Annotated in this window: 5 protein-coding genes; 2 read left to right on the top strand and 3 right to left on the bottom strand. The window is 74.1% G+C overall.

From position 1 onward, the window contains the following. Positions 1–12 precede the first annotated feature (12 nt). The gene (locus tag CRP52_RS29500) at positions 13–2,328 is read left to right on the top strand and encodes a catalase (protein ID WP_097239168.1); all 2,316 of its coding nucleotides are present in this window, start codon (positions 13–15) and stop codon (positions 2,326–2,328) included. Between the two features lie 65 nt (positions 2,329–2,393). Here CRP52_RS29500 and CRP52_RS29495 read toward each other — a convergent pair whose 3' ends face one another. Continuing rightward, the gene (locus tag CRP52_RS29495; protein ID WP_097239167.1) at positions 2,394–2,966 is read right to left on the bottom strand and encodes a type 1 glutamine amidotransferase domain-containing protein; all 573 of its coding nucleotides are present in this window, start codon (positions 2,964–2,966) and stop codon (positions 2,394–2,396) included. A 321-nt stretch (positions 2,967–3,287) separates the two neighbouring features. Here CRP52_RS29495 and CRP52_RS29490 point away from each other — a divergent pair, with 321 nt between their 5' ends. Next, entirely contained in the window at positions 3,288–4,412 is a 1,125-nt protein-coding gene (locus tag CRP52_RS29490; protein ID WP_097239166.1) for a carboxylate-amine ligase, read from the top strand. Between the two features lie 103 nt (positions 4,413–4,515). Here CRP52_RS29490 and CRP52_RS29485 read toward each other — a convergent pair whose 3' ends face one another. Further along, positions 4,516–5,808, bottom strand: coding sequence for an MFS transporter (locus tag CRP52_RS29485; RefSeq protein WP_097239165.1), 1,293 nt, complete (start codon positions 5,806–5,808; stop codon positions 4,516–4,518). Beyond that, positions 5,805–12,956 carry an amino acid adenylation domain-containing protein gene (locus CRP52_RS29480; RefSeq protein WP_097239164.1) on the bottom strand — a complete coding sequence of 2,384 codons (7,152 nt, stop codon included), beginning with the start codon at positions 12,954–12,956 and terminating at the stop codon, positions 5,805–5,807. The genes CRP52_RS29485 and CRP52_RS29480 overlap by 4 nt, the downstream gene beginning before the upstream one ends. Positions 12,957–12,966 lie beyond the last annotated feature (10 nt).

The following is a 12,966-nucleotide window of genomic DNA, read 5'->3' as shown; positions in this document are numbered from 1 at the left end:
GGAGAACGCACGATGACCGTGAACCCCGGACCCCCCGAGTACCGCCCCCACACTCCCCCCGCCGGCGAGCCGCACGGGCCCGGGCTCGGCCCCGCGCCGGCGTCCGACGACCGGGACGCCGGGGCCGGCGGGCGTGTTCGCCCGGACGCCGAGCCCGACGACCGAGCCCCTGAGGCCCCCGAGGCACCGAAGGCCGACGCGCCCGGCACCTGCGACGCCAAGGACGCCGCGCTGGACGCCTTCCGCGCCCCCGACCCGGACGGGGCGCTCACCACCGACCAGGGGGTGCGGATCGACGACACCGACAACTCCCTGACCGTCGGCGACCGCGGCCCCACCCTGCTGGAGGACTTCCAGCTGCGCGAGAAGCTCACCCGCTTCGACCACGAGCGCATCCCGGAGCGGGTGGTGCACGCCCGCGGCGCCGGCGCGTACGGCTTCTTCGAACCGTACGCGTCGCTGGCCGAGTTCACCTGCGCCGACTTCCTCCAGGAGCCCGGCCGCCGCACCCCCGTGTTCGTCCGCCTCTCGACCGTGCAGGGCCCGCGCGGCTCCGCCGACACCGTGCGCGACGTCCGCGGCTTCGCCACCAAGTTCTACACCCGGCACGGCAATTACGACCTGGTGGGCAACAACATTCCGGTGTTCTTCATCCAGGACGCCGTCAAGTTCCCGGACTTCGTCCACGCGGTGAAGCCCGAGCCGCCGAACGAGATCCCGACCGGCGCCTCCGCCCACGACACCTTCTGGGACTTCTGCTCGCTGCAGCCCGAGTCCACCCACATGCTGATGTGGGTGATGTCCGACCGGGCCATCCCGCGCAGCTACCGGATGATGCAGGGCTTCGGCGTGCACACCTTCCGGCTGGTGAACGCGGACGGGCGCGGCACCTTCGTGAAGTTCCACTGGCGCCCGCTGCTCGGGGTCTGCTCGCAGGTCTGGGACGAGGCGCAGATCACGGCGGGCCGCGACCCCGACTTCCACCGCCGGGACCTGTGGGAGGCCATCGCGGCCGGGGACTTCCCCGAGTACGAGCTCGGCGTCCAACTGATCCCGGAGCAGGACGAGTTCGCCTACCCCTTCGACCTGCTGGACCCGACCAAGCTGGTCCCGGAGGAGCTGGTGCCGGTCCGTCCGGTCGGCCGGATGGTCCTGGACCGCAACCCGCAGAACTTCTTCGCCGAGACCGAGCAGGTCGCCTTCCACACCGCCAACATCGTCCCCGGCATCGATTTCACCAACGACCCGCTGCTGCAGGGCCGCAACTTCTCCTACCTCGACACCCAGCTGATCCGCCTGGGCGGCCCCAACTTCCCGCAGCTGCCCGTCAACCGGCCGCTGGCCGAGGTGCGGAACAACCACCGCGACGGCTACGGCCAGCAGGTCGTCCACCCCGGCACCAGCTACGCGCCCAACTCCGTCGGCGGCGGCTGCCCGGCGGCGATGGGCGGCGGCCGACTGCCCGAGGGCGTCTTCGAGCACTATCAGGAGCGGATCGACGGCGCCGCGATCCGCCGCCGCAGCCCCAGCTTCGCCGACCACTACGGCCAGGCCGCGCTGTTCTGGCGCAGCATGGCCGACTGGGAGCAGCGGCACATCGTCGAGGCCTTCTCCTTCGAGCTGGGGAAGGTCGGGGGGCCGGAGGTGCGCCGCCGGATGGTCGGCAACCTGGTGCAGGTCGACCTCGGGCTGGCGGCGGAGGTCGCCCGGCGGATCGGCCTCCCCGAGCCCGAAGCCGAGCCCGAAGCCGAGCCCGAAGCCGAGCCGGAACCATTGGCCGGGGCCGGGGCCGGGGCCGCATCGGAGTCCGCAGCCGGAGCCGGGCCGCAGGTCTCCCCCGCGCTGAGCCTGGACAACCTGCGGGCTCCCGGCATCCGCACCCGCAAGGTCGCGGTCCTGACCGCCCCGGGGGTGGCCGGCGAGCAGGTGCGGGCCGCGCGCGAGCGGCTGGGCGCGCAGGGCGCCACGGTGGAGGTGCTGGCCGCGCAGGGCGGCCACGTGCTCGCCGCCGACGGCACGCAGCTGCCGGTGGACCGCGCGCTGCCCACCACGGCCTCGGTGCTGTACGACGCGCTGGTGGTCCCGGACGGCTGCGAGCGGACGCTGCCCGCCGATCCGGACGCCGTCCGCTTCCTCGCCGAGTCGCTGCGGCACGGGAAGCCGGTCGCACTGCTCGGCTCGGGCGTGGAGCTCTCCCGGACGGCCGGCTTCGGCGACCCGGGCGGGCTGGCCGGCGTCACCGTGCACGGGGGCGAGGAGCCGCTCGGGCCGTCCCTGTGGGAGGGGTTCGCCGGAATGATCGAGCAGCACCGCTTCCCGTCCCGTTAGGGGCGTGTCCGGCGGCGGCCGTGCGGGCGCACGGCCGCCGCCGGACACATCGCCGGGCACACTGCTCAGCGCGAGCCGACGGCCGCGACGCCTCTGCGCAGCGCCGTGTCGATGCCGCGCAGGAAGTGCTCCAGGTCGTCCGGGTTGCGCGAGGTGAGCAGCCGCCAGCCGTTGGCGTCGTCGGTGACCAGCGGCTCGTCCGCCCAGGTCGCGCCGGCGTTCGCGAGGTCGGTGCGCAGCGACGGGAAGGAGGTGAGCCGCTTGCCGTACGCGACGCCCGCCTCGGCCAGCAGCCACGGTCCGTGACAGATCGCGGCGACCGGGCGGCCCGAGGTGGTGAAGGCGAGCACCGTGTCGACGGCCTCCTGGCGCATGCGGAGGCTGTCGGCGTTGAGCGTGCCGCCGGGGATGAGCAGCAGGTCGTACTCGGCGGGGTCGATCTCGTCGAGGGTGAGGGTGGGCCGCACGGTCTCGCCGGCCTCCTTGTCCCGGACGAGGGTGCGGATGTCGTCCCGGTCGGGCGCGGCGATGTCGACCTCCACGCCGTCGTCACGCAGGTGCCGTACGGGGACGAGGAGTTCGTCCTGTTCGACGCCGTCGTTCATCACGATCGCCAGGACCTTGGTCTGCCGGGTCATGTTTCCTCCTGGTCGGTTTCTCGGCGACGGGCACCGGCGGGGTGCACCGGTGCCCGTCACCCGCGGACCAGGGCGGGTACCCGGTGGCCGGACGGCCATGCGGACGGCCCGGGTCCGATCCGCTCCGGGGCGTGTCCTGCAGGTGCCCCTCCCGCAGGCGTCGGGACGTTTCGGCACCGCCTGCGCGGCAAGACGCCCGTCATGCGGATCCACCTGATTCCGGGCCCCCGTACCGCGGCTCACCGCCCCGGGCCCGGACTTCATGACCTCGGGGGCGCCGCTGTCGCCCCGCCCTCCCCGGTCCCGGGGCGGTGAGCCGCTATGCCCGGGAACACCTCTCGGCCCGCCCTCCCCACCGTCGGGGTGGAGGAGGAGTTCCTGCTGGTCGACCGGCGCACCCGACTGCCCGCCGAACGCGCGCCGCAGGTCATCGCCGACGCCAGGAGCGAGTTGGGCGCGCAGGTGCAGGCCGAGTTCTTCGCCGTCCAGGTCGAGGTGTGCACCCTGCCCGCCACCCGGCTCACCGAGCTGCGCGCCGATCTGCTCCACCTGCGCTCGGTGGTCGCCGCCGCGGCGGCCGAGGCCGGCTGCCTGCTGGTCGCGTCGGGCACACCGGTGCTGCAGGACCCGCGTCCGGGCCGGGTCACCGACGATCCGCGCTACCGGAACATGGCGGCCCGCTACGAGGGCGTGGTCGACGGCTACGCCGGCGCGCTCTGCGGCTGCCACGTCCACCTGGGCACGGTGAGCCGCGGACGGGCGCTGGCGCTGGGCAACCACCTGCGCCCCTGGCTGCCGGTCGTCCAGGCGATCGCGGTCAACTCCCCCTTCACGGACGGCCGGGACAGCGGCTTCGCGAGCTGGCGCACCGTCCGGTGGGCGCGCTGGCCCACCGTCGGCCCGGCCCCGGTGCTGGACGAGGAGCAGTACGAGGCCCTGGTGGCCGACCTGGTGCGCTCCGGCGTACTGCTCGACCGGCGGATGGTCTACTGGTACGCCCGGCCGTCGGAGCACGTCCCGACGCTGGAGGTACGGGTCGCCGACGTCAACGCCGACCTCCGGACCGTCCTGCTGCTCGCGGCGCTGCTGCGCGGGCTCAGCGCCGTCCTGCTGGAGGAGATCGACGAGGGCCGACCGGCCCCGGCCTGCCCGGCCGGACTGGTCCGCGCCGCTCACTGGCAGGCCGCCCGCAGCGGGCTGTCCGGGGACGGCGTCGACCCGCGCACCGGACGGTACGCCCCGATGGCCGCGCTGGCCGACCGCCTCCTCGAACGGGCCACCCCGGGCCTGGCCGCCGCCGGTGACCTGACCGCGGTCGAGACCGCCCTCACCCGGATCCACCGGCACGGCACCGGCGCCGACCGCCAGCGGCGCTCCCTGCGCCGCCACGGCCGGCTGACCGCTGTGGTCGACGAGCTCGCGGCCCTCACCCTCGCGGTGCCCTGAGGCGGTCGCGGCCGTGGACCCCGCCGGAAGCACTGCGGCGGATCGCCTTCCTTCCGCGGCGGCACCTGGGCGCATCCGGGTGCCGCCGCACCGCCGCTTCGCCTCACGGCACCGGCAGTTCCCGTCGGGTGCGCAGGGGGCCGGTGAGGAGGAGCAGGGCGCAGAGCGCGTTGCCCGTGTACAGCAGCCACAGGGCGCCCCGGTCGCCGAGGACGGTGCCCAGGGTTCCCCCGAGGAGGCTGCCGATCGGAATCGTCCCGTACATCACGAAGCGGATGCTGGAGCTCACCCTGCCGAGCATGTCCGGGGGGCAGTAGGCCTGACGGAAGCTCACGATGATCACGTTTCCGGCGACGACCCCGGTCATCAGGCAGAAGTCTCCGACCAGGAAGGCCAGTAGGCCCGTGCCGTCCGTGGTGAGCGGGATCAGCAGTCCGAACGGGCCGCTGCAGAAGGCGCAGAGGACGACCGCACGGGCGGTGCCGAACCGGCGGGCCAGGCGGGGCGAGATCACTGCGCCCAGGACACCGCCGAGGCCGGTCAGGGCGATCAGGACGCCGATGACACCGCCGCCGACGCCGACCGTTCGGCTGAGGAAGACGATCGCCAGGCACTGGGCGCCGGCCAGGAACAGGTTCATCGCCGCGTCGCACGCCAGGATCGTCCGCAGGAACGGGTCCCGGGCGAGGAACGCGATGCCCTCCCGGATCTCGGCGGCCAGGGACCGGTCGGCTCCCGCCCGCTCCTCGCGGCCGGGCGGGCTCTCGCGAGCTCGGATCCGGGTGAGCAGCACGGCCGAGATCAGGAAGCTCAGGCCGTCGGCGAGGAAACCCAGGGCCGCGTTCGCCGTCTGGGCCAGCACGCCGCCCGCCCCCGGGGCCGCGACCTCGGCGGCGGACTCGCTGGTCTGGAGCTTGGCGTTGCCGTCCGCCAGTTCCTCCTGCGGCAGGAGGGTGGGGACGTACGCGCTGTAGGCCGCGCGGAAGAACACGTCGGCGGTGCCGGACAGGAAGGCGACGAGAAGGAGTTGACCGGTCGTGAGCAGGCCCAGCCAGTGCGCCGCCGTCAGGGAGAACATCAGCACCGCCGACACCGTGTTGCACACGATCATCACCGGTCGGCGTCTCATCCGGTCGGTCCAGGCCCCTACGGGCAGGCCGAGCAGAAGCCACGGCACCCAGGCCGCGGCGCCCAGCAGGCCCATGGTGAAGGAGCCTGCGTCCAGTGCGTTCACCGCGATCAACGGCAGGAGCACGCGGGTGGTCGCGCTGCCGAACTGGCTGACGGACTCGCCGGCCCACAGGAGGCGGAAGTCGCGCCGGCGCAGGGCGCGGGGTGTCGTACTCGTCGTGGTACTCGTCGTCGTGCTCGTCGGCGTACTCGTCGGCGTGCTCATCGACGGGCCACGCCTTCGCCCAGGAGCGCGGCGATCTGCGAGGCCGGTTTCGCGGCCATCATCTCGCCGTGCGTGCACGGTGCCTCGTGGTGGTCGATGCGGCCCGAGGTGTAGGGCTGCCAGGTCCCGGGCCCCGGTGCGTCGGCCTCGTGCGCGGCGCCCACGAGCGTGAGGTCACCCCGGAAGACGCCCGGACGGTGGGCCGCTGCCAGCGTGTCGTGATGGACGTACGCCTCCCCCAGCGCGGCGATGGTCCCCTCGTCGAAGGCCGCCAGCGGGCCGTCCGCCGTCCGGGCCGCGCGGAGGAGGTCGGTGAGGGTCATCGGGGCGAACCCCGTTGCGCAGGACGGCGCCTGTGCCGGGTAGCCGAGCGAGTCCAGCAGGTCCCGCAGGGGGTCCGCCGCGGCCGAGCCGGTCTGTGGCTGCGTCCCGGTGGCCGGGTAGCCGTCCAGGAGCACGAGCTGCGCCACGTCCTCGCCGTCCGCCTGGAGCCGCACCGCCACCGCGTGGGCGACCAGCGCGCCGAACGACCAGCCCAGGAGGTGGTAGGGGCCGCTCGGCTGGACCGTGCGGATCAGGGTGGCGTAGTCGTCGGCCATCTCCGCGACGCTCGCGGGCTGCGACCCCGGCTCGCCGAGACCACGGGCCTGCAGCGCGTGGACGGGCCGTTCCGGGTCGAGGTGGTCGAGGAGGGCCCGGTACACCCAGCCGGTGCCGGCGCCCGGGTGGACACAGAACAGGGCGGGCTCGCCGTCGGCGCCGGACCGCAGGGTGACGAGGGGGGCGAGCGCGTCGTCCGTACCGCCGGGCTCCGTGGTGCCACGCTCCGGTACGCGGGCGGCGAGGCCCGCGACGGTGGGGGCCGCGAAGAGGTCCTGGACACCCAGGTCCTCGCCGAGGGCCTTCCGGACCCGGGACATCAGCCGGGCTGCCAGCAGGGAGTGTCCGCCGAGGTCGAAGAAGCCGTCGTCGGCGCCGACGGAGTCGTGGGGCAGGCCCAGCGCTTCGGCGAACAGGCCCGCAAGGACCTCCTCCCGCCGGGTCAGGGGTGCCCGTCGCGCCGCTCCCGCCGTGTGGGCCGGATCCGGTGCGGGCAGCGCCGTCCGGTCGAGCTTGTCGTTGGGCGTGCGCGGGAAAGCGTCGAGCACGACGACCGCGGACGGGACCATGTGGGCCGGCAGGGCCCCGGCCACGTGGGCGCGCAGCGCGGAGGGCTCCACCGCGGCACCGTCCTGGGCCGGGACCACGTACCCGACCAGCCGCTTGCCGCCGCCCGGACCGTCGGACCGCAGGGTCACGGCGGCCTGGGCGATGCCGGGGGCGGCTGCGAGCACCGCCTCGACCTCACCGAGTTCGACGCGGAAGCCGCGGATCTTCACCTGGTCGTCGGTGCGGCCGAGGTACTCCAGCCGCCCTTCGCGGTCCCAGCGCACCAGGTCACCCGTGCGGTACATCCGGGCGCCCTCCTCGAACGGGCACGCCACGAACCGCTGGGCCGTCAGCCCCGGCCTGCGGTGGTAGCCCCGCGCCAGTCCGGCGCCCGCCAGGTACAGCTCGCCCCGCACGCCCGGCGCCACCGGGCGAAGCGCCGCGTCGAGGACGTACGCGCGGGTGTTGGCGACGGGGCCGCCCACCAGGGGGTGTTCGCTGCGGGCGGTGTCCCACCACAGGGCGTCGACCGTGCACTCGGTGGGGCCGTAGAGGTTGTGGCAGCGCATTCCCGGCGTGGCGCGCAGGCGGCTCCAGAGCTGTTCGTCGGCTGCTTCGCCGCCGATGAGCAGCATCCGCGGCGGGACGTCGAGCAGGCCTTCCGCCACCAGTTGGGCGGCGTGGGTGGGGGTCACGTCGACGACGTCGAGAGCTGCGTCGCCGATGTGCCGGACGAAGGCTGCGGCGTCACGTCGGACGTCGTCGCCGATGAGGTGCAGTTCGTGCCCGGCGACCATCCACATCAGGGCGTCCCAAGCGGCGTCGAACGACAGGGCGGCGGTGAGTGCCACCCGCAACTGCCCCGTGTCGTCGGCTCGTTCGGCGGCCGGGATGGTGTGGGCGCGATGGAAGGCGTGGAGGTTGCGCAGGGCCGCGTGGTCGACGACGACGCCCTTGGGGCGGCCGGTGGAGCCGGAGGTGTACACCAGGTACGCGGCGTCGGCGGGGCGGGGCGTGCGGGCGGGGCTCTCGCAGGGCTCGGCCGCGGTCGCGTTCCGGTCGTCGATGAGGAGGAGGGGGATGTGCGGGGCCGCGTCCAGCGGGAGCCGGTGGGTGGTTTCGCGGTCGGTGACCAGGAGCGCCGGGGCGCAGTCGGTCAGGATGTGGGCGATCCGCTCGGCGGGGTGGTCCGGGTCGACGAACACGAACGCCGCGCCCGCCTTGAGGACGGCCAGCAGGGCGCACACGGCTGCGGGCGAGCGGGGCAGGGCGAGCGCGACCACCTGCTCGGGGCGCGCGCCGGCCCGGGCGAGGCGGTGGGCCAGACGGTTCGACCGGGCATCGAGCTCGGCGAAGGTGATCTTCGTGGCGCCGTGCACGAGGGCGGTGGCCTGCGGGGTGCGGGCGCACTGGGCCTCGAACAGTTCGGGGAGGGTCGCGGGCGGCACCGGCAGCGCGGTGTCGTTCCACTGCGTCAGCAGGCGCTGCCGGTCGGCCCGCGTCAGGGGGTCGGCCGCGCCGACGGGCCGGTCGGGTTGCGCCGCGAGCAGGTGCAGCACCCGTTCCAGGGCGGCGGCGATGTCCTGGGCCGTGGTGTGGTCGAACAGTTCGGCTGCGTACTCCAGGAAGCCGCCGATCCCTGCGGGGGTACCGTCGGCGGCGCGGCGTTCCCGGACGTCGACGGTCAGGTCGAACTGCGCGACGTCGAAGCGGAAGGGTTCACTGCGGACGTCGAGTCCGGCGAGTTCGAGCGCGGCGTCCTCGGCGCCGTCCTGCACCTGGAGCAGGATCTGGAAGAGGGGGTGGCGGGCGAGGGAGCGTTCGGGGTTGAGCGCCTCGACGACCCGCTCGAAGGGGACGTCCTGGTTCTCGTACGCGGTGAGGTCGGCCTCGCGTACGCGGCGAAGGAGTTCGCCGAACGTGGGGTCGCCGGAGACGTCGGTGCGCAGGACGAGGGTGTTGACGAAGAAGCCGACCAGGTCGTCCAGTGCCTCGTCCGGGCGGCCGGCGACCGGCGTGCCGATCGGGAGGTCGGTGCCCGCACCGAGGCGGGACAGGAGGACGGCCAGGCCCGCCTGGAGCACCATGAACAGGGTGCAGCCGTGTTCCCGGGCCAGGCCCAGCAGGCGGGCGTGGAGGTCGGCGTCCAGTTCCACCGGCACCGAGCCTCCCGCGAAGGTTGCCGTCGCCGGACGGGGCCGGTCATAGGGCAGGGCGAGTTCTGCCGGTGCGGCGGCCAGCTCCTCGCGCCAGAAGGCGAGCTGGCGTGAGATCAGGCTTTCCCGGTCGTCCTCCTCGCCCAGAACCTGCCGCTGCCACAGGGTGTAGTCCGCGTACTGCACCGGAAGCGGCGACCAGTCGGGGTCGTGTCCCTCGGTCCGGGCCCGGTAGGCGTCGGCCATGTCACGGAAGAGGGGCTCCCAGGACCAGCCGTCGAGTGCGATGTGGTGGACCACCAGCACCAGCACCCACTCGTCCGCGCCGACGGCCAGGAGCGCCGCGCGCACGGGCGGGCGCCCGGCCAGGTCGAAGGGACGGGCCACCAGGGCGTCGAGGGCCTCGGCGGTGCCCTCGGGGCCGCACGGCACGACGTCGAGGGGTATCGCGACGTCGGCCGGCAGCACCTGCTGGTAGGGCTCGCCGTCCTGTTCCGGGAACACCGTCCGCAGTCCTTCGTGGCGGGCGATGACATCGGCGAGGGCCCGGGACAGCGCGTGAGTGTCCAGGCGGCCGCGCAGCCGCAGGGCGAACGGGCAGTGGTAGCCGGTGCCCTGGCCCGCGCGGCTCAGGAACCACAGCCGGCGCTGGGCGGGCGACAGGGGCAGGGTGTCCGGGCGGTCCGGGGCCGGGGTCAGGGCCGGGCGGGCGCGGCCCGGGCCGTCGAGGTCGCCGAGGCGGGCGGCGAGCCCGGCCACGGTGGGGTGCTGGAAGAGGTCCCGGATGCCGAGCTCGCCGCCGAGGGTCGCACGGATGCGGGAGAGCAGGCGGGTGGCCAACAGGGAGTGCCCGCCGAGGTCGAAGAAGCCGTCGTCGGCGCCGATGGCGGACAGGCCGAGCACCTGAGCGAAGAGTTCCGCCAGGATCTCCTCGCGGGGGCCGCGCGGCCCCCGCGAGGAGATCTGCGCGGTGAAGTCCGGCGCGGGCAGCGCGGCGCGGTCCAGCTTCCCGTTGCGGTTCATCGGAAGCGTCTCCAGGGCCACGATGGCCGAGGGCACCAGGTGGTCGGGCAGGCCGCCGGCGAGCCGCTTGCGCAGGGCGCCGGCCTCCACGGTGCGGCCCGCGGCCGCGGTCACGTACGCCACCAGGCGCTTTCCGCCGGGGCCGGTGTCCCGGGCGATCACCGCGGCCTGGGCCACCTCGGGGCAGCCGCGCAGCGCGGCCTCCACCTCGCCGGGTTCGATCCGGAAGCCCCGGATCTTGACCTGGTCGTCCGCGCGTCCCAGGTATTCGAGGCGGCCCTCGCGGTCCCAGCGGACCAGGTCACCCGTACGGTACATGCGGCCGCCGGCCTCGAAGGGGCAGGCGACGAAGCGTTGCGCGGTGAGCGAGGGGCGGTCGAGGTAGCCGCGGGCCAGGCTCGGGCCGGCCAGGTACAGCTCGCCGGGTACGCCGGGGGCGACCGGGCGCAGCCGGTCGTCGAGCACGTAGGCGCGGGTGTTGGCGATCGGTCGTCCCACCAGCGGCTGCTCGCTGTGGGCCGCGTCCCACCACAGGGTGTCGACGCTGCACTCGGTGGGGCCGTAGAGGTTGTGGCACAGCATCCCGTCGGCCTCGCGGACCCGGGTCCACAGGGCTGCGCCCGCCGCTTCACCGCCCAGCAGCAGCACCTGGGGTCGGTGTGCGGGGTCGTCCAGCAGTCCCTCCTCGACCAGTTGCTCGGCGTAGGTCGGGGTGACGTCGAGGGCGTCGATGCCTGCGCGGGCGATGTGCCGGACCAGGGCGGCGGCGTCGCGGCGGGTGTCGTCGTCGATCAGGTGGAGTTCGTGGCCCGCGACCATCCAGAGCAGGCCCTCCCAGGAGGTGTCGAAGGAGAGCGCGGCGGTGAGTGCCATGCGCATCCTGCGGCCGTCGCCGATCTCCTGTGCGCGGGAGATGACGCCGGCTCGGTGGAAGGCGTACAGGTTGCGCAGTCCGGCGTGGTCGATCACCACGCCCTTGGGTTCGCCGGTGGATCCGGAGGTGTGGATGACGTAGGCGGCGCTGTGAGGGTGGATCTCGCGGCCGAGGGGTGTGTCCGGGTAGTGGCCGGGGGCGTCGGCGAGGACGTGGGTGGCGCCGGTGTCGGGGAGGGTCGCCGTGGTGGCGAGGTCCGTGACGACGGTGGTCGTGGTGCGCAGCAGGCGGGCGATGCGCTCGGGCGGGTAGTCGGTGTCGACCGGGACGAACGCGGCGCCGGCCTTGAGTACGGCGAGGAGTGCGATCACCGAGACGGCGGAGCGGGGCAGGGCCAGCGCGACGCGGTGCTCGGGGCCGACCCCGTGGTCGGCGAGGCGGTGCGCCAGGGTGTTGGCGCGTGCGTCGAGTTCGGCGAAGCTCAGGGCGGTGTCCTGAAAGACCAGGGCGGTTGCGTCGGGGGTGCGGGCGGCCTGCGCCTCGAACAGCTCCGGGAGGGTCTGCGGCGGGACGGGGGCCGCGGTGTCGTTCCAGTGGATCAGGACCTGCTCGCGCTGTTCGGCGGAGAGCGGGTCGACGTGGGAGAGCGGCACGCCGGGGTCGGCGGCCAGGCGCTCCAGTACGCGGGCGAGGCCGGCCGCCAGGTCCGTGGCCGTCTCGCGGTCGAAGAGGTCCGTCGCGTACTCCAGTGCTCCGGTGACCCCGGCCGGGGTGCCGTCGCTGTCCGTCTGCTCGTGGAAGTCCACCGTCAGGTCGAACTTGGCGATGTCCCAGCCGACCGGCTGCTCGGCGCAGCGCGTGCCGGGCAGGGTGAACGCCGGGTCGTGTCCGCTCTCCAGCGTCATCATCACCTGGAAGAGGGGGTGGCGGGCGAGGGAGCGTTCGGGGTTGACGGCACCGACGACCCGCTCGAAGGGGACGTCCTGGTTCTCGAAGGCGGCGAGGTCGGCCTCGCGTACGCGGTGGAGGAGTTCGGTGAAGGCGGGGTCGCCGGAGACGTCGGTGCGCAGCACCAGGGTGTTGACGAAGAAGCCGACCAGGTCGTCCAGTGCCTCGTCCGAGCGGCCCGCGACGACCGTGCCGACGGGGATGTCGGTGCCTGCACCGAGGCGGGACAGGAGGACCGCCAGGCCCGCCTGGAGCACCATGAACAGGGTGCAGCCGTGGTCCCGGGCCAGGCCCAGCAGCCGCGCGTGCAGGTCGGCGGGCAGGGTGACGGGGACCGATCCTCCGGTGAAGCTCGACGTGGCCGGCCTGGGCCGGTCGTGGGGCAGTGCGAGTTCTGCGGGGGCTCCTGCCAGCTCCTTCTTCCAGAAGTCGAGTTGGCCGGTGATCAGGCTGTCCGGGTCGTCCTCCTCCCCCAGGACCTGCCGCTGCCACAGCGTGTAGTCGGTGTACTGCACCGGCAGCGGCTCGAAGTCGGGCGCCCGGCCCTCGTGCCGGGCCGCGTAGGCGGCCGTCAGGTCACCGAGCAGGGGCGCCCACGACCAGCCGTCCGTCGCGATGTGGTGCACCACCAGCAGCAGCACCCATTCGTCGCCGCCCAGGTCGAACAGCCTTGCTCGAAGCGGGAGTTCGGCGGTGAGGTCGAAGACGTGCCCGGCCTCCTCGGCGAGGGCGGGCGCGAGGCCGGCCTCCGTCGCCGGGGTGACCCGAAGGTGCGGGAGGCGGTCCGACACCTGCTGAACGGGCTCTCCGTCGGCCTCGGGGAACACGGTTCGCAGCACGTGGTGACGGGCGGCGAGGTCGCCGAGCGCCGCGTCGAGGGCGGCCACGTCGAGCGGGCCATGCAGTCGGGTGGCCAGCGGGCAGTTGTAGGCCGAGCCGGTCTCGCCCATCTGGTTGAGGAACCACAGCCGCCGCTGGGCGAACGAAACGGGAAACACAGGACCTCCT

Source organism: Streptomyces sp. 1331.2, from assembly GCF_900199205.1.
Taxonomy (GTDB): Bacteria; Actinomycetota; Actinomycetes; order Streptomycetales; family Streptomycetaceae; genus Kitasatospora.
This window is presented reverse-complemented; position numbering and strand designations above follow the sequence as displayed.

What these genes read in the sequence shown, in the direction of transcription:
- CRP52_RS29500 (WP_097239168.1), top strand. Translation starts at nt 13, where the DNA reads ATGACCGTGAACCCCGGACCCCCCGAGTACCGCCCCCACACTCCCCCC.
- CRP52_RS29495 (WP_097239167.1), bottom strand. Translation starts at nt 2,966, where the DNA reads ATGACCCGGCAGACCAAGGTCCTGGCGATCGTGATGAACGACGGCGTC.
- CRP52_RS29490 (WP_097239166.1), top strand. Translation starts at nt 3,288, where the DNA reads ATGCCCGGGAACACCTCTCGGCCCGCCCTCCCCACCGTCGGGGTGGAG.
- CRP52_RS29485 (WP_097239165.1), bottom strand. Translation starts at nt 5,808, where the DNA reads ATGAGCACGCCGACGAGTACGCCGACGAGCACGACGACGAGTACCACG.